The organism is Aquincola tertiaricarbonis, assembly GCF_000969605.1.
Classification (GTDB): Bacteria; Pseudomonadota; Gammaproteobacteria; order Burkholderiales; family Burkholderiaceae_C; genus Aquincola; species Aquincola tertiaricarbonis.
In genome coordinates this window covers 93,734-119,189 of record NZ_JZUE01000019.1, presented here as the reverse complement: position 1 = coordinate 119,189, position 25,456 = coordinate 93,734, and the positions used below count along the sequence as shown (strand labels likewise).

The window sequence follows — 25,456 nt, the reverse complement described above, 5'->3', positions numbered from 1 at the left end:
ACCCCATGCTGAACCGAACCCTCGTCGCCGCCGCCGTGCTGGCCGTCGCCGCGCTGCCGCTGGCCGCCCAGGAAGACGTCATCCGCAAGAACCTCGCGGAGCGGCTGCCGCAGATGCCCAAGATCGACGAGGTGAGCAAGACCACCATCCCCGGCCTGTACGAGGTGCGCATGGGCACCGAGGTGATCTACAGCGACGAGACGGGCAACCACCTCATCCAGGGCTCCATCTTCGACACCCGCAGCAAGACCAACCTGACCGATGCCCGCATCCAGAAGCTGACGGCCATCGACTTCGCGGCGCTGCCGCTGAAGGACGCGATGGTGCAGAAGCAGGGCAACGGCTCGCGCAAGCTGGCGGTCTTCGCCGACCCCAACTGCGGCTACTGCAAGCGCTTCGAGCGCGACCTGGCCACGGTGAAGGACGTGACCATCTACACCTTCCTGTACCCGATCCTGGGCGCCGATTCGGACGCCAAGGCCAAGGCCATCTGGTGCGCCAAGGATGCGCAGAAGACCTGGCGCGCCTGGATGCTGGACAACGCCACCATCCCCAAGCAGATGGGCCAGTGCGACGCCGCGGCCATCACCCGCAACGTGGCCTTCGGCCAGAAGCACAAGCTCAACGGCACGCCGGCGCTGGTGTTCCAGGACGGCCGGCGCCTGCCCGGCGCCATTCCGGCGGCGGAGATCGAGAAGCAGCTGGCCGAGGCCTCGGGCAAGTCCTGATCGCGCCGCAGGGCGGGCGGGCGCAGTCACAATGCGCGCGCCATGTCCGCCCCACCTGTCGCCCTTCCTCCTGCCGCCGCGCCGTCGGCGCCTGCCCTGCGCCTCGGTTATGCCGGCCTCATCCCCTTCGTCGCCGGCGCGCTGCTGGTGTGGCTCGTGCGTGCCGACGCCTTGCCCTACGTGACGCTGGCGCTGGCCAGCTATGCCGCGATCATCGTGTCCTTCCTCGGCGGCATCCACTGGGGCATCGGCTTCCGGGACGGCACGCCGGCGCTGTTCGCCTGGGGCGTGGTGCCCTCGCTGGTGGCCTGGGTGGCGCTGATGATGTCGCCCGACGCCGGCCTGGTGATCAGCGGCGCCATGCTGCTGGGCTGCTACCTGGTGGACCGCCGGGTGTATCCGCGCCACGGCCTGGCCGCGTGGCTAACGCTGCGCTTCCGCCTGAGCGCGGTGTCGTCGCTGAGCTGCTTCATCGGCGCCGCGGGCGCATGACCCTTCCCACTGGCTGTCCTCCATGATCACCTACCGCATCGACGTGGCCGACGTCCACGCCCACCTGTACCGCGTCACGCTCACCGTGCCGCAGCCGGCGCCCGAGCAGGTGCTGAGCCTGCCGGTGTGGATCCCGGGCAGCTACATGGTGCGCGAGTTCGGCCGGCACCTCTCCGAGGTGCAGGCCCGCCAGGGGCGCACGCCGGTGCCGCTGCAGCAGCGCGACAAGACCAGCTGGATCGCCCGCCCGGAAGGCCGCGGCGCGCTGACGCTGAGCTACCTGGTCTATGCCTTCGACACCTCGGTGCGCACCGCCTTCCTCAATGCCTCGCGCGGCTTCTTCAACAACACCAGCCTGTGCCTGCGTGTCGAAGGCCGCGAGGCCGAGCCGCACCGCATCGAGCTGGGCACGCTGCCGCGCGGCTGGGAGGTGGCCACGGCCATGCCGACCGACGGCCCGCGCGCCTTCGTGGCCGCCGACTACGACGAGCTGGTGGACCATCCGTTCGAGCTGGGCAGCTTCTGGCGCGGCCGCTTCGAGGTGGCCGGCGTGCCGCATGAATTCGTGGTGGCCGGCGCCTGGCCCGGCTTCGATGGCGACCGGCTGCTGGCCGACACCCGCCGCATCTGCGAGGCGCAGGTAGCCTTCTGGCACGGGCCGCAGGGCCAGCCGCCGTACGAGCGCTACGTGTTCATGCTCAACACGGTGGAGGAAGGCTATGGCGGCCTGGAGCACCGCGCCAGCACCGCGTTGATCGCCAACCGCCGCGACCTGCCGCGCCCCGGCGTGGCGGCCGCCAGCGATGGCTACGTGACGCTGCTGGGCCTGATCAGCCACGAGTTCTTCCACACCTGGAACGTCAAGCGGCTGAAGCCGGCGCCGTTCGCGCAGTTCGACTACACGCGCGAGAACTACACCGAGCTGCTGTGGTTCTTCGAAGGCTTCACCAGCTACTACGACGACCAGTTCCTGCTGCGCGCCGGCCTGATCGACGCGCCGCGCTACCTCAAGCTGATCGGCAAGACCGTCAACGGCGTGCTGGCCGGGCCCGGGCGCAAGGTGCAGAGCGTGGCGCAGGCCAGCTTCGACGCCTGGGTGAAGTACTACCGCGCCGACGAGAACACGCCCAATGCCACGGTGAGCTACTACACCAAGGGCTCGCTGGTGGCGATGGCGCTGGACCTGACGCTGCGCGCCGAGGCCCGCGGCTCGCTGGACGACGTGATGCGCGCGCTGTGGGCGGCCAGCGATGGCGGCCCGGTGGACGAGGCCGCCATCCTGGCCGCGCTGCAATCGGTCGGCCGCCGTTCCTATGCCGACGAGCTGGCCGCCTGGGTGCACGGCACCGACGACCTGCCGCTGCAGCCGCTGCTGGAGCGTGCCGGGGTGGCGGTGAAGCCGGAGCCGGCCGGCTGGTCGGCCGCGCTGGGCCTGCGGCTGTCCGAGGGCGCTGTGAGCGGCGTGCAGGTGCGCCAGGTGCTGCGCGGCAGCGCGGCCGAGCGTGCCGGTGTCTCGGCCGGCGACGAACTGCTGGCGGTCGATGGCTGGCGCATCCGCCGGCTGGACGATGCGCAGCAGTGGGTGGGCGCCGGCCTGCCGTTCGAACTGCTGCTGGCACGTGACCAGCGGCTGCACACCGTGCGTGTGGTGCCCGAAGCCACGCCCGCGGCCACGCTGTTGCTGAGCCCGGCCGACAAGCCGGCGAAGTCGGCCGCGGCCTTGCGCCGCGCATGGCTGGGCTGCTGAGTCGCCCGGGCCGCGGCGGCCGCCGCCTGGCGGCGCTGGCCGTGGCGGTGGCGGTGCTGGCCGGCCATCTGTGGCTCAGCAGCCGGGTGTCGGACGCCCTGGTCTCCGCTGGCGGCGGCGACAGGCCGGCGATGCAGCGCATGGACGTGGCCTTCGTGCGCGAACTGCAGCAGGCCGCGCCGCCTGTTGCCGCGCCGGTGCGTGCCGCGCCGCCCGCGCCGGCACGCCGCCAGCCCCAGCCCGCGCCGCCGCCGGAGCCCGCGGCTTCGGCCGCCAGCGCGCCCGACGCGCCCACCGAGGCCGAGGTGGAGCCGGTGCCGGGCCTGGTGGCACAGGCGCCCGAGCTGCCGCCCGAGCCGGCCTCCGGGCCGGCATCGGAGCCCGTGCCTGACGCCGCTGCGGCCGCTTCCGCGGCGGAGATGGCAGCGGCCCCGGCCCCGACCCCTGCGGCCAGCCCGCCCCTGGCCGCCTTCCAGCCGCTGCAGGTGGCCTCGGCCAGCGCGCCGGCCTTCGAGTGGCCGCCGTCCACCCGGCTGGACTATGTGCTCAACGGCAACTACCGCGGCGAGGTGAACGGCCATGCGCGGGTGCAATGGATCCGCCAGGCGCAGCGCTACCAGGTGCATGTGGACGTGGTGGTCGGTCCCAGCTTCGCACCGCTGGTGGCGCGCCGCATGACCAGTGAAGGCGCGGTGACGCCCGGCGGCCTGGTGCCGCAGGCCTACGAGGAAGTGACCAGCACGCTGTTCGGCAAGCCGCGGCGCCGCGGGCTGCGCTTCGAGCCCGACCGCATCGTGCTGGACAAGGGCACCGCCGAGCCCTGGCCCGGGGTGCAGGACACGGCCAGCCAGTTCGTGCAGCTCACCTGGCTGTTCACCACCCAGCCGCAGCTGCTCCGGGTGGGCCAGGCGCTGGAGTTTCCGCTGGCACTGCCGCGGCGCATCGACCGCTGGCACTACGACGTGGTGGCCGAGGAAACGCTCTACACCCGCGTCGGCGAGCTGCGCACCTTCCATGTGAAGCCGCGGCGCGAATCCACCCGGCCCGGCGAGCTGACGGCGGAGCTGTGGTTCGCGCCCACGCTGCAGTACCTGCCGGTGCGCATCCTGATCCGCCACGAGGGCGACACCTACGTCGACCTGATGCTGGACGCGCCTCCGCTGCAGACCGAATAGCCGGCCGTGGTGCCCCGCCTATAGTGCCCGCACGACTGTGCCACCGAGGGACCACGCGAATGGACTACGAGAACATCCTCACCGAGCTGCGCGGCGACGGCCCGCTGAAGACCGCGCTCATCACGCTGAACCGGCCCAAGCAGCTCAATGCGCTGAACGATGGCCTGATGAACGACCTGGGCCATGCGCTGCTGGCCTTCGATGCCGACCCGGGCATCGGCTGCATCGTGATCACCGGCAGCGAGAAGGCCTTCGCGGCCGGCGCCGACATCGCGGCGATGGCCAAGTACACCTTCGAGGACACCTACGGCGGCAACTTCATCACCCGCAACTGGGAAACCATCCGCCAGGTGCGCAAGCCGGTGATCGCCGCGGTGGCGGGTTTCGCGCTGGGCGGCGGCTGCGAGCTGGCGATGATGTGCGACTTCATCATCGCCGCCGACACGGCCAAGTTCGGCCAGCCGGAGATCAAGATCGGCATCATGCCGGGCGCCGGCGGCACGCAGCGGCTGCCGCGCGCGGTGGGCAAGAGCAAGGCGATGGACATGATCCTCACCGCCCGCATGATGGACGCGGCCGAGGCGGAGCGGGCCGGGCTGGTGTCGCGCGTGGTGCCGGCCGACAAGCTGATCGACGAGGCCATCGGCGCGGCCACGGTCATCTGCGGCTACGGCATGCCCAGCGTGATGATGGCCAAGGAATGCGTGAACAAGGCCTTCGAGGGCGGGCTGTCGGACGGCGTGTCCTACGAGCGGCGCCTCTTCCACGCGATGTTCGCGACGGAAGACCAGAAGGAAGGCATGGACGCCTTCCTGAGCAAGCGCGCCCCGGTGTTCAAGCACCGGTAACGCCTGCCGGCCGGTGTCAGGCGGGCAGGGCTTCGGCGCGCTGCCAGAGCTCGGCCACCTGGCGGGCCCAGCTCAGGTAGTGGGCGTCGGTGGGCGCGAAGTACGGCACGCCGCGGTCGATCACCTGGTGCACGCGCTGGGCCAGCGCCTTCTCTGCAGGGCGGCTGTCGACGAGCTTTTCCAGCTCATGCAGCAGCTGCTGGCGGGCCAGCGGGCTTTGCGCGGCGGTCAGGCGTTCGAAGACGGGATGGGCGGGAGATGGCATGGTGTGGGGACAACTCTCTGACGAGGTCTCCCTATATCGGTTGAGCCGCGTTCCGGTTGACAACCGAAGCCTGCGCAAACGTGTCGAAAAGCGCCGGCTATCCGGCGCAGTTCACGGCTGCGCCCAGGTGGCGTGGTCGGCCGAGAAGATCGCGCGGCGGTGGCCGTCGACATGCAGCTCGGTCCAGTCGATGGACAGCACACGGGCGGTGATCACCGCGAAATGCTCCCGCGCGGCGCGCTCGGGCACCAGCGGCGAGGGCAGCTCGCTGCCCGGCGCGGCGCCGGCCAGGTAGTCGGCCGCCGAGCGCGTGAGCCGCACCTGGGCCCAGCGGGAAGCCACGTCGGGGCCGTCGGTTGCCACGGTCATCGCCACCCGCAGCCGAAGCTGCCAGCTCAGCGCCTTCGACCACATCACCAGCGTGCCCTTGGGCTGTTGCCCAATCTGCCGCACCTTGGCGGCCCGGGCGTCGCTGTAGAACAGCAGCTCCTGCGGGCCGCGGCGCGCTTCGCGCAGCACCACGCTGCGGGCATCGGCCTCGTCGCCTTGGACGGTGGCCAGGGTCATCAGCCGCCAGCCGTGGGCGGGGTCGGTGGCGGCTTTCTCCAGCTCCTGCCAGCAGGCCGCCTCCAGGATGTGCAGGGACTCGATGCGGGACGACAACACCGCAGGCCTGCCTTCAGCCTTCGCGCCGCAGCGCCGGGAACAGGATCACGTCGCGGATGCTGGGCGAATCGGTCAGCAGCATCACCAGGCGGTCGATGCCGATGCCGCAGCCGCCGGTGGGCGGCATGCCGTATTCCAGCGCGCGGATGAAGTCGGCGTCGTAGTACATCGCTTCCTCGTCGCCGGCTTCCTTGTTGGCGGCCTGGGCCTGGAAGCGGGCGGCCTGGTCCTCGGCGTCGTTCAGCTCCGAGAAGCCGTTGGCGTATTCGCGCCCGGTGATGAAGAGCTCGAAGCGCTCGGTGATCGACGGGTCGGCATCGGACGCGCGGGCCAGCGGGCTCACTTCCACCGGGTAGTCGATGATGAAGGTGGGCTGCCAGAGCTTTTCTTCCACCACCGCCTCGAACAGGCCGAACTGCAGCTCGGGCAGTTTCCAGTGGGCGGGCGCCTCCTCGCCGGCGGCCTTCAGCCGGCCGCGCAGCACCTCGGCGTCCACGGCCTCCTCGGCGCTGAGGCCGGCATGGGCCACCAGCGAATCGCGCACCGTCAGGCGTGCGAAGGGCTGGTCCAGGTGCACCGGCTTGCCGGCATAGCTGATGGCGGCCGAGCCGGTGGCCTGGCGCGCGGCATGGCGCAGCACTTCCTCGGTGAAGTCCATCAGGTCGTGATGGTTCCAGTAGGCCGCGTAGAACTCCATCATCGTAAATTCCGGGTTGTGCCGGACGCTGATGCCTTCGTTGCGGAAGCTGCGGTTGATCTCGAACACCCGCTCGAAGCCGCCGACGATCAGCCGCTTGAGGTACAGCTCGGGCGCGATGCGCAGGAACATCTCCTGGTCGAGCGCGTTGTGGTGCGTGACGAAGGGCTTGGCGTTGGCGCCACCCGGGATGGGGTGCAGCATCGGCGTCTCCACTTCCATGAAGCGGTGGTCCACCATGAACTGGCGGATGGCCGAGAGCGTCTTGCTGCGGGCGGTGAAGCGGGCGCGCGCGTCGTCGTCGGTGATCAGGTCGACGTAGCGCTGGCGGTACTTCTGCTCCTGGTCGGCCATGCCGTGGAACTTGTCCGGCAGCGGGCGCAGGCTCTTGGTCAGCAGCCGCAGCGTGGTCACCTTGACCGAAAGTTCACCCGTCTTGGTGCGGAACAACGTGCCCTCGGCGCCCAGGATGTCGCCCAGGTCCCAGTGCTTGAAGGCGGCGTAGACCTGCTCGCCCACGTTGTCCCGCGCCACGAACAGCTGGATGCGGCCGGTGGCGTCCTGCAGCGAGCAGAAGCTGGCCTTGCCCATCACCCGCTTGAGCATCATGCGGCCGGCCAGCGAAACGGCCACGGCCTGAGGCTCCAGCGCCTCGTTGGGCGACTCGCCATGCGCCTGCAGCAGCGCGGCGGCATGGTCGCGCGGCTTGAAGTCGTTGGGGAAGGCAACGCCCTCGCGGCGGATGGCGGCGAGTTTCTCGCGGCGCTCGGCGATCAGCTTGTTGTCGTCGGCGACGGGCGGCGTGGGGATGGCGTGGTCGGTCATGCGATGGGGCCGGAGGTGGGCCGTGGGGGCCGTGAAGGCGGCGCCTGGGGCGCTAGGGGGTGGCGATTCTAGGTGCTGACCCTCTGCGGGCATACTGCCGGGGTTTGTTTCCCGGGCCCGTCCAGCCGCGGCGCTGTGCCGGCGCGGGGCCAGGGAACACTGCACAGCACTCCCATGACGATCCTCGTGACAGGCGGCGCCGGCTTCATCGGCAGCAACTTCGTGCTCGACTGGCTGGCCCAGTCGGACGAGAAGGTGATCAACCTCGATCTGCTGACCTATGCCGGCAACCTCGGCAACCTGAAGTCGCTGGAAGGTGACGCCCGCCACGTGTTCGTGCAGGGCGACATCTGCGACCGCAACCTGGTCGACGAGCTGGTGGCAACGCACCAGCCGCGTGCGCTGGTGCACTTCGCCGCCGAAAGTCACGTGGACCGCAGCATCCATGGCCCCGGCGCGTTCATGCGCACCAACATCGACGGCACCTTCGCGCTGCTGGAAGCCGCCCGCGCCTATTGGGGCAAGCTCCAGGGCGATGCCAAGGCGGCCTTCCGCTTCCACCACGTGAGCACCGACGAGGTGTACGGCTCGCTCAAGCCCAGCGACCCGCCGTTCGCCGAGACCAACCCCTACGAGCCCAACAGCCCGTACTCGGCCAGCAAGGCCGCCAGCGACCACCTGGTGCGCGCCTGGCACCACACCTACGGCCTGCCGGTGGTCACCACCAACTGCTCGAACAACTACGGGCCCTATCACTTCCCCGAGAAGCTGATCCCGCTGATGATCGTCAACGCCCTGGCCGGCAAGCCGCTGCCGGTGTACGGTGACGGCCAGCAGATCCGCGACTGGCTGTACGTGAAGGACCACTGCAGCGGCATCCGCGCGGTGCTGGAGCGCGGCACGCTGGGCGAGACCTACAACATCGGCGGCTGGAACGAGCAGGCCAACATCGACATCGTCCAGCGCGTGTGCGCGCTGCTCGACGAGCTGAAGCCCGACCCGGCCGGCCCCTACAGCCGCCTGATCACCTACGTGACCGACCGCCCGGGCCACGACCGCCGCTACGCCATCGACGCCCGCAAGATCGAGCGCGAGCTGGGCTGGCGCCCGGCCGAGACCTTCGAGACCGGCATCCGCAAGACGGTGCAGTGGTACCTGGAGAACACGCAGTGGGTGGCCGACGTGCAGAGCGGCGCCTACAAGGACTGGATCGGCACCAACTACGGCGGCCGCGCATGAAGGTCCTGCTCTTCGGCAAGGGCGGCCAGGTCGGCTGGGAGCTGCAGCGCGCGCTGCGCCCGCTGGGCGAGCTGGTCGCGCTGGACTTCGACAGCACCACGCTGCACGCCGACTTCAGCCGCCCCGAGGGCCTGGCCGAGACGGTGCGCCAGGTGCGGCCCGACGTGATCGTGAATGCCGCCGCCCACACCGCGGTGGACAAGGCCGAGAGCGAACCGGCGCTGGCCGAGGCGCTGAATGCCACCGGTCCGGCGGTGATCGCCCACGAGGCCGCCGCGATCGGCGCGCTGCTGGTGCACTACAGCACGGACTATGTGTTCGACGGCAGCGGCAGCCATGCGCGCGACGAGGATGCGCCCACCGGCCCCTTGAGCGTCTACGGCCGCACCAAGCTGCAGGCCGAGGAGGCCATCCGCGCCAGCGGCTGCCCGCATGTGATCCTGCGCACCAGCTGGGTCTACGGCGCGCGTGGCGGCAACTTCGCCCGCACCATGCTGCGGCTGGCCGGCGAGCGCGAGAAGCTCACCGTGATCGACGACCAGATCGGCGCACCCACCGGTGCCGACCTGCTGGCCGACATCACCGCCCATGCCATCCGCGCCTGCCGCGCCAACCCGGCGCTGTGCGGCACCTACCACGCGGTGGCCGCGGGCGAGACCAGCTGGCACGGCTATGCCAGCTTCGTCATCGACTGGGCGCGTGCCAACGGCCTGCCGCTGAAGGTGGCGCCCGGCGCCATCGAGCCGGTGCCGACCACCAGCTTCCCGACGCCGGCGCAGCGGCCGCTGAATTCGCGGCTGTCCACCGCCCGCCTGCAGCAGGCCTTCGACCTCGTGATGCCGCCGTGGCAAGAGGGTGTCGAACGCATGCTGACCGAAGCCTTCCGCTGATCAACCGACTGCCGTACCCACCATGAGCAATACCACCCGCAAGGGCATCATCCTGGCCGGCGGCTCCGGCACCCGGCTGCACCCGGCCACGCTGGCCATGAGCAAGCAGCTGCTGCCGGTGTTCGACAAGCCGATGGTCTATTACCCGCTGTCCACGCTGATGCTGGCCGGCATCCGCGACGTGCTGATCATCAGCACGCCGCAGGACACGCCGCGCTTCGAATCGCTGCTGGGCGACGGCAGCCGCTGGGGCGTCAACCTCACGTATTGCGTGCAGGAGAAGCCCGACGGCCTGGCGCAGGCCTTCATCCTGGGCAAGCAGCACGTGGGCAGCTGCCCCAGCGCGCTGGTGCTGGGCGACAACATCTTCCACGGCCATGACTTCCAGGGCCTGCTGAAGAACGCCGCCGGCCGCGACCAGGGCGCCACGGTGTTCGCCTACCACGTGCACGATCCCGAGCGTTATGGCGTGGTCGAGTTCGATGGTGGCCAGCGCGCCATCAGCATCGCGGAAAAGCCCCCGCAGCCCAAGAGCAACTACGCGGTCACCGGCCTGTACTTCTACGACCAGCAGGTGTGCGACATCGCCGCCAACATCAAGCCGAGCCCGCGCGGCGAGCTGGAGATCACCGACGTCAACGCCGCCTACCTCGAGCGCGGGCAGCTCCAGGTCGAGATCATGGGCCGAGGCTACGCCTGGCTGGACACCGGCACGCACGACAGCCTGCTGGAAGCCGGCCAGTTCATCGCCACGCTGGAAAAGCGCCAGGGCCTGAAGGTGGCCTGCCTGGAAGAAATTGCGTACCGCAGCGGCTGGATCGATGCCGCCGCCGTCGAGAAGCTGGCCGCGCCCATGCTGAAGAACGGTTATGGCCAGTACCTGATGAAGGTGCTGCAGGACAAGGTGTTCTGACGCCATGAGCAAGCTGATCCCCACCCGCCTGCCGGGCGTCGTGATCGTCGAGCCGGCCGTGTTCGGCGACGACCGCGGCTGGTTCTCCGAGAGCTACAACGAGCCGCGCTTCCATGCGCAGCTGGCCGAGCTGGGCCTGCCCGCGCCGCGGCCCTTCGTGCAGGACAACCATTCCGTCAGCGCCGCCTGGGTGCTGCGCGGCCTGCACTACCAGCGCGCGCCGCATGCCCAGGGCAAGCTGGTGCGCGTGGTCAAGGGCTCGGCCTTCGACGTGGCGGTGGACATCCGCCGCGGCTCGCCCACCTTCGGCCAGTGGGTCGGTGAGCTGCTGTCGGCCGACAACAAGCGCCAGCTGTGGGTTCCCGAAGGCTTCGCGCATGCCTTCGTGGCGATGGAGGACGACACCCACTTCCTCTACAAGACCACCGACACCTACGCCAAGGACTGCGAAGGCAGCATCGTCTGGAACGATCCGGCCATCGGCATCGAGTGGCCGCTGCCGGCCGGCGTGCAGCCGCGCCTGGCGCCCAAGGACGCGGCCGCGCCGCTGCTGGCGGACGCTCGGCTGGACTGATGGCCGCAACGCTCACCCCGGTGGCCGGCCGGCGCATCCGCTTCGCCCTGATGGGCTGCGGCCGCATCGCGCGCAACCACGTGGCGGCGCTCGCCGCCCATGCCGAGCGGGCCGAGCTGGTGGCGCTGTGCGACAAGCGGCCCGAGGCGATCGAGTCGCTGGTGGCGCATGCGCCGCACCTGGCCGGCGTGCCGCGCTTCAACACCCTGGCCGCGCTGCTGGCCGGCAGCGAACCCGACATCGTGGTGCTGGCCACGCCCAGCGGCCTGCATTCGCGCCAGGCCATCGAGGTGGCGCATGCGGGCCGCCATGTGCTCAGCGAAAAGCCCATGGCCACCAAGTGGGACGAGGGCATGGCCATGGTGCGCGCCTGCCGCGAGGCGGGCGTCAAGCTGTTCGTGGTCAAGCAGAACCGGCTCAACACCACGCTGCAACTGCTGAAGAAGGCCATCGACGGCGGGCGCTTCGGCCGCATCGCGATGGTCAACGTCAACGTGTTCTGGACCCGCCCGCAGAGCTACTACGACGAAGCCCCCTGGCGCGGCCGCTGGGACATGGACGGCGGCGCCTTCATGAACCAGGCCAGCCACTATGTGGACATGGTCGACTGGCTGGTGGGCCCGGTGGACAACGTGCATGCCTACACCGCCACGCTGGGCCGCGACATCGAAGCGGAAGACACCGGCGTGATGAGCCTGCGCCTGCGCCGCGGCGGCCTGGCCTCCATCAACGTGACGATGCTGACGCACGGCAAGAACTTCGAAGGCAGCATCACCGTGCTGGGCGAGAAGGGCACCGTGCGCATCGGCGGCGTGGCGGTCAACGAGATCCAGCACTGGGCCTTCGAAGACGTGCAGCCGGAGGACGAGGTGGTGAAGTCGGCCAACTACGCGCCGCCTTCGGTCTATGGCCATGGCCACCCGCTGTACTACGCCAACGTGATCGACACGCTGCTCGGCCAGGCCAGCGCCGAGGTCGACGGCTACGAAGGCCTGCGCTCGCTGGAAGTGATCATCGCGGCCTACCGCAGCGCGCGCGACGGCACCCGCGTGGGCCTGCCCCTGGTGTTCTGAAGGAGGCGGCCATGGCGTATTGGGCGCATGCCAGCGCGGTCGTCGACGACGGCGCGCAGATCGGCGACGGCAGCAAGGTGTGGCACTTCAGCCATGTGTGCGCCGGCGCCCGCATCGGGCCCGGCAGCTCGCTGGGGCAGGGCGTGTACGTGGGCAACGACGTGGTGATCGGCGCCAATGCACGCATCCAGAACAACGTGTCGGTGTACGACGCGGTGACGCTGGAAGACGACGTGTTCTGCGGCCCGAGCATGGTGTTCACCAACGTCTACAACCCGCGCGCGGCCGTCTCCCGCAAGGCCGAGTACCGGCACACCTTGGTCAAGCAGGGCGCCACGCTGGGCGCCAACTGCACCATCGTCTGCGGCGCCACGGTGGGGGCCCATGCCTTCGTCGGCGCCGGCGCGGTGGTCACGGCCGACGTGCCCGACCATGCGCTGGTGGTGGGCGTGCCGGCGCGGCGCATCGGCTGGATGAGCCGGCACGGCGAGCGGCTGGCGCTGCCGGCGTCCGGCCAGGGCACGGCGGCCTGCCCGGCCACGGGAGAAAGCTACCGCCTCGACGGTGACGTGCTGACGCTGCTGTAATCGCGCCATGCAATTCACCGACCTGAAGGCCCAGTACGCGGCGCTGAAGCCGCGCATCGACGCCCGCATCCAGCAGGTGCTGGACCACGGCCAGTACATCATGGGGCCCGAGGTGGCGGAGCTGGAAGCGGCGCTGGCGGCGTTCGCCGGCACACGCCACTGCATCACCGTGGCCAGCGGCACCGAGGCGCTGCTGATCGCGCTGATGGCCGCGGGCATCGGCCCGGGCGATGAGGTGGTCACCACGCCTTTCACTTTCGCGGCCACGGCCGAGACCATCGTGCTGCTGGGCGCGGTGCCGGTGTTCGTCGACATCGAGCCCGACACCTGCAACATCGACGCCCGGCTGATCGAAGCGGCCATCACGCCACGCACCAGGGCCATCATGCCGGTGAGCTTGTATGGACAAGTGGCCGACATGGACGCGATCAACGCCATCGCCGCGCGGCATGGCGGGCTGGTCGTGATCGAGGATGCGGCCCAGAGCTTCGGCGCACGGTACGGCAGCAAGCGCTCCTGCGGCCTGTCGAGCTTCGGTGCCACCAGCTTCTTTCCCAGCAAGCCGCTGGGCTGCTACGGCGACGGCGGCGCGCTGTTCACCGACGACGATGCGCTGGCCCAGGCTGCGCGCGAGATCCGCATCCACGGCCAGAGCGCGCGCTACACCCACACCCGCGTGGGCGTCGGCGGCCGCATGGACACGCTGCAGTGCGCCGTGGTGCTGGCGAAGCTGGAACGCTTCGAGTGGGAACTGGCGCAGCGCGCGCGCCTGGGTGCCACCTACCGCCACGCGCTGGCCGACGTGCCCGGCCTGGGCCTGACCAGCGTGCGCCCGGACCGGGATTGCGTGTGGGCGCAGTTCACCGTTTTCATCGAGCAGGGCCGCGACGCGGTGGCCGCGGCGCTGAAGGCACAGGGTCTTCCCACCGCCGTGCACTATCCGCGGCCGCTGCACCGCCAGCCGGCCTACGAAGCCCATGCGCCCGCCGCCGGCTGCCCGCATGCCGACCGCGCCGCCGCGACCGTGCTGAGCCTGCCGATGAGCGCCGACCTGGCCGAGGCCGACCAGCAGGCGGTGGTCGCCGCGCTGCGCAGCGCGGTGGCTGCGACGCGTTGACCGCACCGGCCGTCGTGGGCCTGAAGCGCGCCACCTTCACGCTGCTGGCGGGCGGGCTGGCGGCCCAGGCCATTCCGCTGGCGCTGGGGCCCTGGCTCACGCGGCTGTACACGCCGGCCGAATTCGGCATCTACCACCTGTTCGCCGCCGTGGCCGCCAACCTGGCGGTGGTGGCTTGCGCGCGCTATGAATTTGCCTTGCCGATGGCGCGCGACGACGAGGAAGCGACCGCATTGCGCGCGCTGTGCCTGTGGCTGCTGGCCGGCTGCACCCTGCTGTCGGCCGTGGGTGGCGTGGCCTGGGCGGTGGGCATCGGCCACCCCTGGCCGCTGTGGCTGCCGCTGGCGGTGGCCGCGCTGGGCGCGGTGTCGCTGGCGACGCTGCTGGCCACGCGCGAGCAGCGCTTCAAGGCACTGGCCGCGGGCCGGGTGCTGCAGCATGGCGGGGGTGCGGTGGCCCAGGCCGCCGCGGGCGTGGCGCAACTCGGCATCGCGGGCCTGATCGCCGCGCCGCTGCTGGCCGCGCTGGCCACCGCCGCGCTGCTGCGGCTGCGCTTGCGCGGCTGGCTCGAGGTCGGCCGCCTGCGGCTGCGCGATGCGGCGCGCCGGCACAAGGAATTCCCGCTGCTCAACACACCGCACGCCTTCGCCGGTGCGCTGCAGGACACGCTGGCCGTTTCGCTGGTGGCGGCCACGCTCGGACCGGCGGCGGCGGGCTTCTGGGGCCTGACGCTGCGCTACCTGAAGGCGCCGGCCACGCTGGTGGGCGGTGCGGTGTCGCAGGCGCTGTACCCGCGGCTGGCCGCGGCTGGCGAGGGCCGGGCCACCGCCGCCGGCCGGGCCGACGTGCGGCGCGTGATGCTGTCGCTAGCCGCCGTGGCCACGCCGCTGGTGCTGGCGCTGTGGGTGGCCGCACCATGGGCTTTTGCGCGGGTGTTCGGGCCGCAGTGGCAGGGCGCGGGCGAGCTGGCGCGGGCGCTGGCGGTGTACATCGGCGTGCATTTCGTGGCCTCGCCGCTGGCGGTGGTCACGATGGCCTGGAACGCGCAGGCCTGGGCCTTGAAGCTGGCGCTGGTCGGGCAGGGCGTGTTCGTGCTGTCGCTGGCGGCGGGCCTGGCCTGCGGCGGCCTGCGCGGTGCCGGCTGGGCGGTGTCGGCCGGCATGGCGCTGTACTTCGGCTGGTACTTCTGGCGGCTGGCCACCTGGCCGGTGGTGTCGGCATGAACATCCGCATGCGCGCGGCCTTCAACCGCTGGCGGCGCCGGCTGCTGCGCCAGCTGCTGGGCCGCATCGTGTTCGGCGAACGCTCGCAGGGCCGCGACCTGCCGTTCACCCGCATCGCGCCCAGCGTGGTCATCGAGCACGAAGACCGGCTGACGCTGGGCGACCATGTGTACATCGGCCCCTTCTGCTACCTGGAAGCCAGCAGCGGCCTGACCATCGGCGAAGGCGTGCAGATCACCAGCCACGTGAGCATCGTCAGCCACAGTTCGCACCGCTCGGCGCGGCTGCTGGGCCGCGCCTTCGTCAGCTGGCAGGGCCCGCGGCCCGGCTGGGTGGGCGGCGAGGTGCACATCGGCCCCTACAGCTTCATCGGCCCGCACACGGTCATCGAGGCGGGCACCCGCCTGGGCCGCGGCACCCTGGTGCGCGCCGGCAGCGCGGTGCGCGGCGTGTTCCCCGACTTCGCGGTGCTGGCCGGCTGCCCGGCCCAGGTGGTGGGCGACACCCGCGACGCCGATACCGCCTTGCTCGAGCGGTACCCCGAAACCGCCCTGCATCGCGCACATTGGGCCGAATGAGTGCCTTGCGAATCGTTTTGCTGGGCGACGGCGACAGCCCGCACCTGCTGAAGTGGGCGCGGGCGCTGACGGCCGAGGGCGTGGACCTGTGGGCGGCATCGAGCCGTGGCTTCCTGCCCGGCTTCGACGCGGTGCTGCCGCCCGGGCGCCGGCTGGCGCTGGACACCCGGCCGCGCTTTGGCGGCGGCAACCTGCAGGTGCTGCGCACGCTGCCCCGTCTGGCGCGCTGGCTGCGGGATGTGCGGCCCGACTGGCTGCATGCCCACTACCTCACCTCACATGGCACGCTCGGCTGGCTGGCGCAGGCCGGCCTGGGCGTGCCGGGCCGGCTGGTGGGCTCGGCCTGGGGGTCCGACATCCTGGTCACGCCCGACCGCCACCCGGCCCTGCGCTGGCTGATGAGCCGCGTGCTGCGCGCATGCGCGCTGACCACCAGCGACAGCCTGCACATGGCCGCGCGCATGCAGGCCCTGGGCGCCGCGGAGGTGATGACCTTTCCCTTTGGGCTGGACGCACTGCCGCCGCCGTCCGAAGCCAAGGACGACCGCCTCTTCTTCGCCAACCGCGGCCTGGAGCCGATCTACCAGCCGCAGCGCGTGGTCGAGGCCTTTGCCGCCATCGCCGCCCACTGGCCCGATGCGCGGCTGGTGGTGGCCAACGACGGCAGCCTGCGCCATGCGATGGAGCGCCAGGTGCAGAACGCCGGCCTGGCCGACCAGGTGCGCTTCACCGGCCGTCTGGAAGCCGCCGAGCAGGCCCGCTTGTATGGCCAGGCGCGCTGGTACCTGAGCCTGCCGGCCAGCGACTCGGTGTCGGTGTCGGTGCTGGAGGCGATGGCCCACGGCTGCATCCCGCTACTGTCCGACCTGCCGGCCAACCACGAACTGGTGCACAGCGGCAGCAACGGCCTGGTGCTGGCCGACGGCGCGTTGCCGGCCGCGCAGACCCTGCAGCCGCTGCTGGCGCGGGGCGGAGCCATCGCCAGCGACAATCGCGCCTGGGTGGCCGAACATGCCTTGTTCGCGCCTTGCGTGCGGCGCTTCCTGGCGCGGCTGCAGGCGCTGGACGATGCAGCCGCCGCCCGCGCAGCGCGATGAACATCCTCTACATCAACCACTACGCCGGCAGCCCCGCGCTGGGCATGGAGTACCGGCCCTACTACCTGGCCCGTGAGTGGGTGCGCGCCGGCCATGCGGTGCAGATGCTGGCGGCCAGCCATTCGCATGTGCGCGCCCGCCAGCCGCAGGAAGTGGGCGACACGCCGCGGGACGAGCAGATCGACGGCATCCGCTACCGCTGGTACCCCACGCCGGCCTACCAGGGCAACGGCCTGGGCCGGGTGCGCAACATCGCCAGCTTCCTGTGGCAGGTGCGGCGCGATGCGCGGCGGCTGGTGGCGCAGCTGCAGCCCGACGTGGTGATCGCTTCCAGCACCTACCCGATGGACATCTGGGTGGCGCGCCACATCGCGCGCCGGGCCAATGCGGTGCTGGTGTACGAGGTGCACGACCTGTGGCCGCTGTCGCCCATCGAGTTGTCGGGCATGTCGCCCTGGCATCCGTTCGCGATGGTTTGCCAGTCGGCCGAGGACGCCGCTTACCGCGATGCCGACGTGGTGGTGTCGATGCTGCCGCGGGTGCACGAGCACATGGCCGAGCATGGGCTGGACCTGAGCAAGCTGGTGATCGTGCCCAACGGCATCTCGCCCGACGACTGGCCGGCGCCCGGCACCGACGGGCCGCCGCTGCGGGACGACGTGGCGCAGGCCCTGGCCGCCGTGCGCGCCGAGGGCAAGACGGTGGTGGGCTACGCCGGCTCCATGGGCCGCCCCAACGCGCTGGACACGCTGCTGGACGCCGCCCGCCTGGCCGACCCGGCGCTGCACTTCGTGCTGGTGGGCGATGGCCATGAGCGCCCGCGGCTGGCACGGCGCATCGCCGACGAGTCGCTGGCCAACGTCACGCTGCTGCCGCCCATCCCCAAGGCGCAGATCCCGAGCTTTCTGCAGGCGCTGGACATCGCCTACATCGGCTGGCAGCGGGTGCCCATCTACCGCTTCGGCATCGCGCCCAACAAGCTGATGGACTACCTGATGGCCGGCTGCGTGGTGCTTCATTCGGTGGAGGCCGGCAACGACCCGGTGGCCGAGGCCCGCTGCGGCCTGACGGTGCCGCCGGAAGATGCGCAGGCCGTGGCCGATGGCCTGCGCATGCTGGCCGCGCTGCCGGCCGAGGAACGGGCGGCGATGGGCCGGCGCGGCCGCGCCTTCGTCGAGGCCGAGCACTGCTACCCAGTGCTGGCGCGTCGCTTCCTGGCCGCGGTATCGCGCAACGGCGCGATCGCGATGCATGTGCATGTCGCCTGACGATCTCAACGACGCGCCCGCCCCGCGCAGCGATCCCGCGCAGCAGGGCGGTGCGCCGTCGTCCGAAGCAGACCGCATCGCGCAGCGCTATGCCCGCCGCACCGGGGCCGACCGCTACAGCCCGCTGCAGCCCGACGTGGCCTGCACGCTGCATGAACGCCAGCGCGCGATGCTGGCCTTGTGGCGCGCCGCGGGCTGGCAGGAGCTGGCCTCGCGCCGCATCGTCGAAGTGGGCAGCGGTGCCGGCGGCAACCTGCTGGAGCTGCTGCGCCTGGGCGCATCGCCCGAGCTGCTCACCGGCATCGAGCTGCTGCCCGACCGGCATGCGCAGGCGCAGCGGCTGCTGCCCGCGGCCGTCACCCTGCTGCAGGGCGATGCCACGCAGGCCGACCTGGCGCCGGCCAGCGTCGACATGGTGCTGGCCTCCACCGTCTTTTCGTCGCTGCTGCAGCCCGCCACACGCCAGGCCCTGGCCGCGGCCATGTGGCGCTGGCTACGGCCGGGCGGCGCGGTGCTCTGGTACGACTTCACCGTCGACAATCCCCGCAATGCCGACGTGCGCGGCGTGACGCTGCACGAAGTGCAGGCGCTGTTTCCGCAGGGCCGCATCACCCACCGCCGCGTGACGCTGGCGCCGCCGCTGGCGCGGCCGCTGTGCCGGCTGCATACCTCGCTCTACACCGCCTTCAATGCCGTGCCGCTGCTGCGCACGCATGTGTTGGCCTGGATCGCCAAACCATGACCGCCGACGCCGACAAGCCCCCGTTCCTGCCCTTTGCGCTGCCCGAGATCGGCGACGAGGAAATCGCCGAGGTGGTGGACACGCTGAAGTCCGGCTGGGTGACCACCGGCCCCAAGACGGCCCGCTTCGAGCGCGAGTTCAGCGCCTTCCTGGGCGACGCGGGCCTGCACAGCATCGCGGTGAACTCGGCCACCGCCGGCCTGCACCTGGCGCTGGAAGCGCTGGGCATCGGCCCGGGCGACGAGGTGATCACCACCACCCACACCTTCACCGCCACCGCCGAGGTGGTGCGCTACCTGGGTGCCGACGTGGTGCTGGTGGACGTGGACCCGGCCACGCTCAACATCGACCCGCGTGCGGTGGAAGCCGCCATCACGCCGCGCACCAAGGCCGTGATGCCGGTGCACTTCGGCGGCCTGGCGGCCGACATGCCGGCCATCCTCGACATCGCCCGTCGCCACGGCCTGAAGGTGGTGGAAGACGCAGCCCATGCACTGCCCACCACGGTGGGCGGCCAGCTCGTCGGCACGCTGGGCAGCGACGCCACCGTCTTCAGCTTCTATGCCAACAAGACGATGACGACGGGCGAGGGCGGCATGCTGGTCACGCGCGACGAGGCGCTGGCGAAGCGCGCCAAGACCATGCGCCTGCACGGCATGAGCCGTGATGCCTTCGACCGCTTCACCGCCACCGTGCCCAGCTGGTACTACGAGATCGTGGCGCCCGGCTTCAAGTACAACCTGACCGACATCGCGGCATCGCTGGGCCTGCACCAGTTGCAAAAGGCCCGGCGCTTCCAGCAACGCCGTGCCGAGATCGCCGCGCTGTACCACGCCGGCCTGGCCGGCCTGCCGCTGCGGCTGCCGGCCGACGCACCGGCGGGCGACGAACATGCCTGGCATCTCTACACCGTGCGCCTGGCTGACGAAACACGCGTGAGCCGCGACCAGGCGGTGGAGGCGCTGTTCGAAGCCGGCATCGGTTGCAGCGTGCACTACATCCCGCTGCACCAGCAGCCCTACTGGCGCGAGCGCTATGGCCTGCGGCCCGAGCACTTTCCGCACAGCCAGAAGGCGTATGAGCGGCTGTTCAGCCTGCCGATCTACACCCGCATGACCGACGCCGACGTGCAGCGCGTGGTGGCGGTGCTGCGCCGGCTGCTGGGCTGATGCCGGCCGTGGCCAAGCGTGTGTTCGATCTGATCGTGGCGAGCCTGCTGCTGGCCTTGCTGGCGCCGGCCGGCCTGGCCGTGGCGCTGTGGATCAAGCTCGACTCGCGCGGCCCGGTGTTCTTCCGCCAGCAGCGCGTGGGCCGGCACGGGCGGCTGTTCCACATCCACAAGTTCCGCACCATGGCCATGAGCCATGCGGCCGGGCCGCTGCTGACGGTGGGCGACGACCCGCGCATCACCCGCGCCGGCCGCTGGCTGCGCCGGCACCGCATCGACGAGCTGCCGCAGCTGATCGACGTGATCCAGGGCCACATGAGCCTGGTGGGCCCGCGGCCCGAGGTGCCGCGCTACGTGGCGCTGTACCCCGCGGCGCTGCGTGAGCGCGTGCTGAGCGTGCGGCCCGGCATCACCGATCCGGTGTCGCTGGCGCATGCCGACGAAAGCGAGCGCCTGGCCCGCGCCGCCGACCCCGAGCGCGAATACGTCGACGTCATCCTGCCGGCCAAGCTGCAGGGTGCGGCGGCCTATGCCGAGCGCGCCACCCTGTGGACCGACATCGGCGTGCTGGTGCGCAGCCTGCGCGTGCTGCTGGCGCCCTGACGCGCGCAGGCCCGACCGAACCCATGGACACCCGCACCATCTGGCATCGCCTCGACCACTTCCTGGCCCGCCTGCGCCCGCGCCGCGAGGCCTTGTCGCTGGCCATCGACGGCGCGGCCGTGGCCGTGTGCTGGAACGTCACCTACCTGTTCCGCCTGGGCTTCGAGCGCTGGATCAGCGCCCGGCCCGACTACGACCTCCTGGTGATGCTGGGGGTGGTGGCGGCCTACCTGGTGGCCTTCACCGTGGCCAAGGTGCCGCAGAGCATCTGGCGCTTCTCGGGCTTCGGTGAGGTCAAGCGGCTGACCGTGGCCTGTTTTGCCGCCGGCGGCGTGTCGGCCGCGGTGGTGGTCGGCCTGGGCCTGTACGGCGTGCCGCGCGCGGTGCTGGCGCTGCACCCGGCGGTGGTGCTGATGGGCGTGTGCCTGCTGCGCATCGCCTACCGCATGCTGTACGAGCACGCGCGCAACCACATCACCGGTGGCGAGGGCGAGATCCGCCGCGCCCTGGTGCTGGGCGCGGGCGAGGCCGCGCGCCGGCTGCTGGCCGGCATCCACCAGCAGGGCTGGACGGTGCTGGGCCTGCTGGACGACGACCCCGCCAAGCAGCGTGCGCGCATCAGCAACTTGCCCGTGGTGGGCACGCTGGACACCGTGCGCGACCGCGCCAAGCGCAGTGCCGCCACGCACCTGATCATCGCCATGCCTTCGGCCACGCCCGCTCAGCGCCGGCGGGCGCTGGACCTGGCGGCCGCCACCGGCCTGCCGGTGCTCACCGTGCCGTCGGCGCAGGAGCTGCTGGACAGCCGCACGGACGCGCTGCGCGTGCGCGACATCGAGCCGGCAGACCTGCTGGGCCGCGAGCCCGTGCAGCTGGACGAAGCCGGCATCGCCGAGACGCTGCGCGGCAAGACGGTGCTGATCACCGGCGCCGGCGGCTCCATCGGCAGCGAGTTGTGCAGGCAGGTGGCGCGCTACAGGCCGGCCCGGCTGGTGCTGTACGAGCAGAGCGAGTTCAACCTCTACACGGTGGAGCAGGAACTCACCGAGGCTTTTCCCGGCCTGCCGCTGGTGCGCCTGATCGGCGACGTGAAGGACCTGGCCCACCTGCGTCACACCTGCGCGCACTGGCGGCCGCAGGTGGTGTTCCATGCCGCGGCCTACAAGCACGTGCCGCTGATGGAGGAAGACAACGCCTGGGCTGCGCTGCGCAACAACACGTTGGGCACCTACCACGCGGCGCTGGCGGCGGCCGAACATGGCGTGGAGCGCTTCGTGCTCATCAGCACCGACAAGGCGGTGAATCCCACCAACGTGATGGGTGCCACCAAGCGCGCGGCCGAGATGGTGATCAGCAGCCTGGCCGCCGAGCACACCGGCACCCGCTTCATGGCCGTGCGCTTCGGCAACGTGCTCGGCAGCAGCGGCAGCGTAATTCCCAAGTTCAAGGAACAGATCGCCAAGGGCGGCCCCGTCACCGTCACCCACCCCGACATCATTCGCTACTTCATGACCATCCCCGAAGCCGCCCGCCTGGTGCTGCAGGCCGCCGCCATCGGCGAGAGCGGCCAGGTGCTGGTGCTGGACATGGGCGAGCCGGTGAAGATCGTCGACCTGGCCCGCGACATGATCCGCCTGGCCGGCCGCAGCGAAGCGGAGATCGGCATCACCTTCACCGGCCTGCGGCCGGGGGAGAAGCTCTACGAGGAACTGATCGCCGACGCGGACCACACGCTGCCAACGAAGATTGCGCGGGTGAGGATTGCGGCGTTGGGGGAGTTGGCGGCGCCGGGCGAGCTAGCTGCAGAGATCGCACGCTTGCAGACCGGCGCCGAGTTGCAGCCCGGCGACGTCCGTCAATGGTTGCAGCGGAGGGTGCCGGAATTCCATTCAGCCGCTGCGACAATCCGCCATTGACCTTCTTTCACTGCACATCGTTATGACCAAAGTTGCTCTCATCACCGGCGTCACCGGCCAGGACGGCGCCTACCTGGCTGAACTGCTGCTGAGCAAGGGCTACGAAGTCCACGGCATCAAGCGCCGCTCGTCGCTGTTCAACACCGACCGCATCGATCACCTGTACCAGGATCCGCACGTCGACAACCAGCGCTTCAAGCTGCACTACGGTGACCTGACCGACTCGACCAACCTGATCCGCATCATCCAGCAGGTGCAGCCCGACGAGATCTACAACCTGGCGGCCATGAGCCACGTGGCCGTCTCGTTCGAAGAGCCCGAGTACACCGCCAATGCCGATGGCATCGGCACCCTGCGCATCCTGGAGGCCATCCGCATCCTGGGCCTGCAGAAGAAGACCCGCTTCTACCAGGCCAGCACCTCCGAGCTCTATGGCCTGGTGCAGGAGATCCCGCAGAAGGAAACCACGCCCTTCTACCCGCGCAGCCCCTACGCGGTGGCCAAGATGTACGGCTACTGGATCACGGTCAACTACCGCGAGGCCTACGGCATCTACGCCTGCAACGGCGTGCTCTTCAACCACGAGAGCCCGCTGCGCGGCGAGACCTTCGTCACCCGCAAGATCACCCGGGCCATCGCCCGCATCGCGCTGGGCCTGCAGGACTGCCTGTACCTGGGCAACATGAGCGCGCTGCGCGACTGGGGCCATGCGAAAGACTACGTCGAGATGCAGTGGATGATGCTGCAGCAAGACCAGCCCGAAGACTTCGTCATCGCCACCGGCGTGCAGTACAGCGTGCGCCAGTTCGTAGAGTTCGCGGCCAAGGAGCTGGGCATCACCCTGGCCTTCAGCGGCGAAGGTGACCAGGAAGTGGGCACCGTCACCAAGGTCGAAGCCGTCAACGGTGAGATGAAGGCCAAGTGCAAGGTGGGTGACGTCATCGTCAAGGTGGACCCGCGCTACTACCGCCCCACCGAGGTGGAGACGCTGCTGGGCGACCCCACCAAGGCCAAGCAAAAGCTCGGCTGGGTGCCCAAGATCACCCTGCCCGAGCTGGTCAAGGAAATGGTCGAGGCCGACTACACCGCCGCGCGGCGCGACAGCCTCGTCAAGCTGGCCGGCTTCCAGGCCTACGACTACAACGAGTGAGCACGCCGATGGACCGCAACGCCCGCATCTACGTCGCCGGCCACCGCGGCCTCGTCGGCTCGGCCATCGTGCGCAACCTGCAGCGCGCCGGCTACGGCAACCTCATCCAGCGCACCCACGCGGAGCTGGATCTGACCGACGAACGCGCCGTGCGCCAGTTCTTCGAGCAGGAGAAGCCCGAGTACGTCTTCCTGGCCGCGGCCAAGGTCGGCGGCATCGTGGCCAACAACAGCTTTCCGGCCGAGTTCATCCGCGACAACCTGGCCATCCAAACCAACGTCATCCACGCGGCGTACTTGAACCAGGTCGAGCGGTTGCTGTTCCTTGGATCGAGCTGCATCTACCCCAAGCTGGCGCCGCAGCCGATGAAGGAGACGGACCTGCTCACCGGCCCGCTGGAGCCCACCAACCGGCCCTACGCGCTGGCCAAGATCGCCGGCATCGAGATGTGCTGGAGCTACAACCGCCAGTACGGCACGAAGTACCTGGCGGCCATGCCCACGAACCTGTACGGCCCGGGCGACAACTACCACCCGACCAACAGCCACGTCATCCCGGCGCTGCTGCGCAAGTTCCACGAGGCCAAGCTGGCCGGCGCCGCCGAAGTCACCGTCTGGGGCACCGGCACGCCGCGGCGCGAGTTCCTGTACTCCGACGACATGGCGGATGCCTGCGTGTTCCTGATGAACCTGCCCGACGACCGCTACCAGGCCCTGCTGGGCAGCGACGAGAGCCAGACCGGCCGCTTCGAGCCGCCGCTGGTCAACATCGGTGTGGGCGAAGACGTGACCATCGCCGAGCTGGCCGAGCTGGTGCGCCAGACGGTGGGCTTCGAAGGGCGCATCGTGTATGACACGAGCAAGCCGGATGGCACGCCGCGGAAGTTGATGGATGTGGGGGTGTTGAACTCGGCGGGGTGGAGGGCGGGGACGTCCCTACCAGATGGGCTCCGCCGAGCCCACCATGATTTTCTCAGGCTCGGCGATCGGGGGAATGGTCGATCGTCCGCCTCGTGACTTTCGAGCGCGGTCCTTGTCAGGCACGCATGCGCGAAGCGTAGAGGCGCCGGCTTATCCATTCCGGGCTGAGCCGCAGGCATAGACGTGCAGTTGGATAGGCGTAGCGCCATGTGAAGCCGTCCAGGCGCCAGATGCCCTCGACGTAAGACTGGAACTCGATGAACGCCTTCTCCAGGCTGCGCCGCTTCCAGAAGTTTTCGGTGATCGTGAAGTCGAGCCATGGGTCGGGGAGGTTGTCGAACTTGAATCCCGCAGTGATACAGCGGAACCACATGGCGATGTCCTCGTTGCCGCGCCGCTCGGGGTAGCCGCCGACGGTGTCCAGGACCCGTCGACGTAGGCACACAGTGGGATGTGCTACCGGAACCCGGCGGTCAATGCGACGGCGCGCATCTTCAGGGTCCTTGGCGAACTTGACAACGCGCCCCTCCTCTCCCTGGGGACCTATCTGGCCTTCCCGGCACTCCCGGATCGCGGTGCCCAGGATGTCGATATCAGGATGCGCGTCCAGGTAGGCAAGCTGAGCGGTGAAACGTCCGGGCAGCGAGACGTCGTCCGCGTCCATCCGAAAGAAGAATGCTTCGTCGCTACGCGCGGCGATCAGCCGGTTCAGCGTCGCGGCCAGGCCGAGGTTTTCGTGCGAGCGCGACACAAGGTGAAGGCGCCCTTGGAAACGCGCGAGCACGGCTTCGAGCTCGGGCGGCAGCGGCCCGTCGACGCCCAGGTAGATCCGCAGGCCAACGTTGGCCGGCAGCGCCTGATCGAGCACTGACAGTAGCGCACGTTCGAAAAGGTCAGCGCGGTCTCGGCCGTATAGGCCCATCAGTACGCCAATGTGCGTCATGGAGAGTTGATT

General features: G+C 70.3%; 26 protein-coding genes. 22 read left to right on the top strand and 4 right to left on the bottom strand.

What is annotated here, in order from left to right; genetic code table 11:
* Positions 1–5 precede the first annotated feature (5 nt).
* The 5 genes from VO99_RS20170 to VO99_RS20150 are packed head-to-tail and all read left to right on the top strand — an operon-like array spanning position 6 to position 4,990.
* Positions 6–728: a DsbC family protein gene (locus VO99_RS20170; protein WP_046114714.1), complete on the top strand. Its 723-nt coding sequence runs from the start codon at positions 6–8 to the stop codon at positions 726–728.
* 42 nt (positions 729–770) lie between these two features.
* On the top strand, positions 771–1,220 hold the full coding sequence (locus VO99_RS20165) for a DUF3429 domain-containing protein (RefSeq protein WP_046114713.1): 450 nt from the start codon (positions 771–773) through the stop codon (positions 1,218–1,220).
* A gap of 22 nt (positions 1,221–1,242) precedes the next feature.
* On the top strand, positions 1,243–2,967 hold the full coding sequence (locus VO99_RS20160; RefSeq protein WP_046114712.1) for a M61 family metallopeptidase: 1,725 nt from the start codon (positions 1,243–1,245) through the stop codon (positions 2,965–2,967).
* The gene (locus VO99_RS20155; RefSeq protein ID WP_046114711.1) at positions 2,952–4,142 is read left to right on the top strand and encodes a DUF3108 domain-containing protein; all 1,191 of its coding nucleotides are present in this window, start codon (positions 2,952–2,954) and stop codon (positions 4,140–4,142) included. The genes VO99_RS20160 and VO99_RS20155 overlap by 16 nt, the downstream gene beginning before the upstream one ends.
* Positions 4,143–4,201: 59 nt before the next feature.
* The gene (locus VO99_RS20150; RefSeq protein WP_046114710.1) at positions 4,202–4,990 is read left to right on the top strand and encodes an enoyl-CoA hydratase; all 789 of its coding nucleotides are present in this window, start codon (positions 4,202–4,204) and stop codon (positions 4,988–4,990) included.
* A gap of 16 nt (positions 4,991–5,006) precedes the next feature.
* Here the strand turns inward: VO99_RS20150 and VO99_RS20145 are convergent, their stop codons facing one another.
* From VO99_RS20145 to lysS, 3 genes are all read right to left on the bottom strand, one after another.
* Positions 5,007–5,255, bottom strand: a complete 249-nt coding sequence (locus VO99_RS20145; RefSeq protein WP_046114709.1) for a hypothetical protein — start codon at positions 5,253–5,255, stop codon at positions 5,007–5,009.
* Between the two features lie 111 nt (positions 5,256–5,366).
* Positions 5,367–5,921 (bottom strand): pyridoxamine 5'-phosphate oxidase family protein, encoded by a 555-nt coding sequence (locus tag VO99_RS20140; RefSeq protein ID WP_232315434.1) that lies wholly within the window; start codon positions 5,919–5,921, stop codon positions 5,367–5,369.
* A 13-nt stretch (positions 5,922–5,934) separates the two neighbouring features.
* Positions 5,935–7,443, bottom strand: coding sequence for a lysine--tRNA ligase (gene lysS, locus VO99_RS20135; protein ID WP_046114707.1), 1,509 nt, complete (start codon positions 7,441–7,443; stop codon positions 5,935–5,937).
* Positions 7,444–7,617: 174 nt separating this feature from the next.
* Here lysS and rfbB point away from each other — a divergent pair, with 174 nt between their 5' ends.
* The 17 genes from rfbB to VO99_RS20050 are packed head-to-tail and all read left to right on the top strand — an operon-like array spanning position 7,618 to position 24,597.
* Complete coding sequence (rfbB, locus tag VO99_RS20130) at positions 7,618–8,682, top strand: dTDP-glucose 4,6-dehydratase (RefSeq protein WP_046114706.1); 1,065 nt, start codon at positions 7,618–7,620, stop codon at positions 8,680–8,682.
* The gene (rfbD, locus tag VO99_RS20125; protein ID WP_046114705.1) at positions 8,679–9,572 is read left to right on the top strand and encodes a dTDP-4-dehydrorhamnose reductase; all 894 of its coding nucleotides are present in this window, start codon (positions 8,679–8,681) and stop codon (positions 9,570–9,572) included. The genes rfbB and rfbD overlap by 4 nt, the downstream gene beginning before the upstream one ends.
* A 22-nt stretch (positions 9,573–9,594) precedes the next feature.
* Positions 9,595–10,485, top strand: a complete 891-nt coding sequence (rfbA, locus tag VO99_RS20120; protein WP_046114704.1) for a glucose-1-phosphate thymidylyltransferase RfbA — start codon at positions 9,595–9,597, stop codon at positions 10,483–10,485.
* 4 nt (positions 10,486–10,489) lie between these two features.
* A complete protein-coding gene (gene rfbC / locus VO99_RS20115) occupies positions 10,490–11,059 on the top strand; it encodes a dTDP-4-dehydrorhamnose 3,5-epimerase (RefSeq protein ID WP_046114703.1) in 570 nt (189 codons plus the stop codon).
* Positions 11,059–12,132, top strand: coding sequence for a Gfo/Idh/MocA family protein (locus VO99_RS20110; RefSeq protein WP_046114702.1), 1,074 nt, complete (start codon positions 11,059–11,061; stop codon positions 12,130–12,132). Before rfbC ends, VO99_RS20110 begins: the two co-directional genes overlap by 1 nt.
* An 11-nt stretch (positions 12,133–12,143) precedes the next feature.
* A complete protein-coding gene (locus VO99_RS20105; RefSeq protein WP_046114701.1) occupies positions 12,144–12,719 on the top strand; it encodes an acyltransferase in 576 nt (191 codons plus the stop codon).
* A gap of 7 nt (positions 12,720–12,726) precedes the next feature.
* Positions 12,727–13,836, top strand: a complete 1,110-nt coding sequence (locus tag VO99_RS20100) for a DegT/DnrJ/EryC1/StrS family aminotransferase (protein ID WP_046114700.1) — start codon at positions 12,727–12,729, stop codon at positions 13,834–13,836.
* On the top strand, positions 13,833–15,059 hold the full coding sequence (locus VO99_RS20095; RefSeq protein ID WP_232315433.1) for a lipopolysaccharide biosynthesis protein: 1,227 nt from the start codon (positions 13,833–13,835) through the stop codon (positions 15,057–15,059). The genes VO99_RS20100 and VO99_RS20095 overlap by 4 nt, the downstream gene beginning before the upstream one ends.
* Entirely contained in the window at positions 15,056–15,637 is a 582-nt protein-coding gene (locus VO99_RS20090) for an acyltransferase (protein ID WP_232315432.1), read from the top strand. Before VO99_RS20095 ends, VO99_RS20090 begins: the two co-directional genes overlap by 4 nt.
* On the top strand, positions 15,634–16,734 hold the full coding sequence (locus VO99_RS20085) for a glycosyltransferase (RefSeq protein WP_046114699.1): 1,101 nt from the start codon (positions 15,634–15,636) through the stop codon (positions 16,732–16,734). Before VO99_RS20090 ends, VO99_RS20085 begins: the two co-directional genes overlap by 4 nt.
* Positions 16,731–18,002 (top strand): glycosyltransferase family 4 protein, encoded by a 1,272-nt coding sequence (locus tag VO99_RS20080; RefSeq protein WP_046114698.1) that lies wholly within the window; start codon positions 16,731–16,733, stop codon positions 18,000–18,002. Before VO99_RS20085 ends, VO99_RS20080 begins: the two co-directional genes overlap by 4 nt.
* On the top strand, positions 17,992–18,744 hold the full coding sequence (locus tag VO99_RS20075) for a class I SAM-dependent methyltransferase (RefSeq protein WP_083440771.1): 753 nt from the start codon (positions 17,992–17,994) through the stop codon (positions 18,742–18,744). Before VO99_RS20080 ends, VO99_RS20075 begins: the two co-directional genes overlap by 11 nt.
* Positions 18,741–19,913: a DegT/DnrJ/EryC1/StrS family aminotransferase gene (locus VO99_RS20070; RefSeq protein WP_046114697.1), complete on the top strand. Its 1,173-nt coding sequence runs from the start codon at positions 18,741–18,743 to the stop codon at positions 19,911–19,913. Before VO99_RS20075 ends, VO99_RS20070 begins: the two co-directional genes overlap by 4 nt.
* Positions 19,914–19,921: 8 nt before the next feature.
* Positions 19,922–20,515 (top strand): sugar transferase, encoded by a 594-nt coding sequence (locus VO99_RS20065; protein ID WP_046114733.1) that lies wholly within the window; start codon positions 19,922–19,924, stop codon positions 20,513–20,515.
* 23 nt (positions 20,516–20,538) lie between these two features.
* Complete coding sequence (locus VO99_RS20060) at positions 20,539–22,431, top strand: polysaccharide biosynthesis protein (RefSeq protein WP_046114696.1); 1,893 nt, start codon at positions 20,539–20,541, stop codon at positions 22,429–22,431.
* A gap of 22 nt (positions 22,432–22,453) precedes the next feature.
* Entirely contained in the window at positions 22,454–23,581 is a 1,128-nt protein-coding gene (gene gmd, locus VO99_RS20055) for a GDP-mannose 4,6-dehydratase (RefSeq protein ID WP_046114695.1), read from the top strand.
* Positions 23,582–23,589: 8 nt separating this feature from the next.
* Positions 23,590–24,597, top strand: coding sequence for a GDP-L-fucose synthase family protein (locus VO99_RS20050; protein WP_046114694.1), 1,008 nt, complete (start codon positions 23,590–23,592; stop codon positions 24,595–24,597).
* 19 nt (positions 24,598–24,616) lie between these two features.
* Here VO99_RS20050 and VO99_RS20045 read toward each other — a convergent pair whose 3' ends face one another.
* Positions 24,617–25,444, bottom strand: a complete 828-nt coding sequence (locus VO99_RS20045) for a glycosyltransferase (RefSeq protein WP_046114693.1) — start codon at positions 25,442–25,444, stop codon at positions 24,617–24,619.
* Between the last annotated feature and the right edge of the window lie 12 nt (positions 25,445–25,456).

Bases quoted from the DNA above. Each gene is read 5' to 3' on its own strand.
- VO99_RS20170 (WP_046114714.1), top strand. From the start codon at position 6: ATGCTGAACCGAACCCTCGTCGCCGCCGCCGTGCTGGCCGTCGCCGCG.
- VO99_RS20165 (WP_046114713.1), top strand. From the start codon at position 771: ATGTCCGCCCCACCTGTCGCCCTTCCTCCTGCCGCCGCGCCGTCGGCG.
- VO99_RS20160 (WP_046114712.1), top strand. From the start codon at position 1,243: ATGATCACCTACCGCATCGACGTGGCCGACGTCCACGCCCACCTGTAC.
- VO99_RS20155 (WP_046114711.1), top strand. From the start codon at position 2,952: ATGGCTGGGCTGCTGAGTCGCCCGGGCCGCGGCGGCCGCCGCCTGGCG.
- VO99_RS20150 (WP_046114710.1), top strand. From the start codon at position 4,202: ATGGACTACGAGAACATCCTCACCGAGCTGCGCGGCGACGGCCCGCTG.
- VO99_RS20145 (WP_046114709.1), bottom strand. From the start codon at position 5,255: ATGCCATCTCCCGCCCATCCCGTCTTCGAACGCCTGACCGCCGCGCAA.
- lysS (WP_046114707.1), bottom strand. From the start codon at position 7,443: ATGACCGACCACGCCATCCCCACGCCGCCCGTCGCCGACGACAACAAG.
- rfbB (WP_046114706.1), top strand. From the start codon at position 7,618: ATGACGATCCTCGTGACAGGCGGCGCCGGCTTCATCGGCAGCAACTTC.
- rfbD (WP_046114705.1), top strand. From the start codon at position 8,679: ATGAAGGTCCTGCTCTTCGGCAAGGGCGGCCAGGTCGGCTGGGAGCTG.
- rfbA (WP_046114704.1), top strand. From the start codon at position 9,595: ATGAGCAATACCACCCGCAAGGGCATCATCCTGGCCGGCGGCTCCGGC.
- rfbC (WP_046114703.1), top strand. From the start codon at position 10,490: ATGAGCAAGCTGATCCCCACCCGCCTGCCGGGCGTCGTGATCGTCGAG.
- VO99_RS20110 (WP_046114702.1), top strand. From the start codon at position 11,059: ATGGCCGCAACGCTCACCCCGGTGGCCGGCCGGCGCATCCGCTTCGCC.
- VO99_RS20105 (WP_046114701.1), top strand. From the start codon at position 12,144: ATGGCGTATTGGGCGCATGCCAGCGCGGTCGTCGACGACGGCGCGCAG.
- VO99_RS20100 (WP_046114700.1), top strand. From the start codon at position 12,727: ATGCAATTCACCGACCTGAAGGCCCAGTACGCGGCGCTGAAGCCGCGC.
- VO99_RS20090 (WP_232315432.1), top strand. From the start codon at position 15,056: ATGAACATCCGCATGCGCGCGGCCTTCAACCGCTGGCGGCGCCGGCTG.
- VO99_RS20085 (WP_046114699.1), top strand. From the start codon at position 15,634: ATGAGTGCCTTGCGAATCGTTTTGCTGGGCGACGGCGACAGCCCGCAC.
- VO99_RS20080 (WP_046114698.1), top strand. From the start codon at position 16,731: ATGAACATCCTCTACATCAACCACTACGCCGGCAGCCCCGCGCTGGGC.
- VO99_RS20075 (WP_083440771.1), top strand. From the start codon at position 17,992: ATGTCGCCTGACGATCTCAACGACGCGCCCGCCCCGCGCAGCGATCCC.
- VO99_RS20070 (WP_046114697.1), top strand. From the start codon at position 18,741: ATGACCGCCGACGCCGACAAGCCCCCGTTCCTGCCCTTTGCGCTGCCC.
- VO99_RS20060 (WP_046114696.1), top strand. From the start codon at position 20,539: ATGGACACCCGCACCATCTGGCATCGCCTCGACCACTTCCTGGCCCGC.
- gmd (WP_046114695.1), top strand. From the start codon at position 22,454: ATGACCAAAGTTGCTCTCATCACCGGCGTCACCGGCCAGGACGGCGCC.
- VO99_RS20050 (WP_046114694.1), top strand. From the start codon at position 23,590: ATGGACCGCAACGCCCGCATCTACGTCGCCGGCCACCGCGGCCTCGTC.
- VO99_RS20045 (WP_046114693.1), bottom strand. From the start codon at position 25,444: ATGACGCACATTGGCGTACTGATGGGCCTATACGGCCGAGACCGCGCT.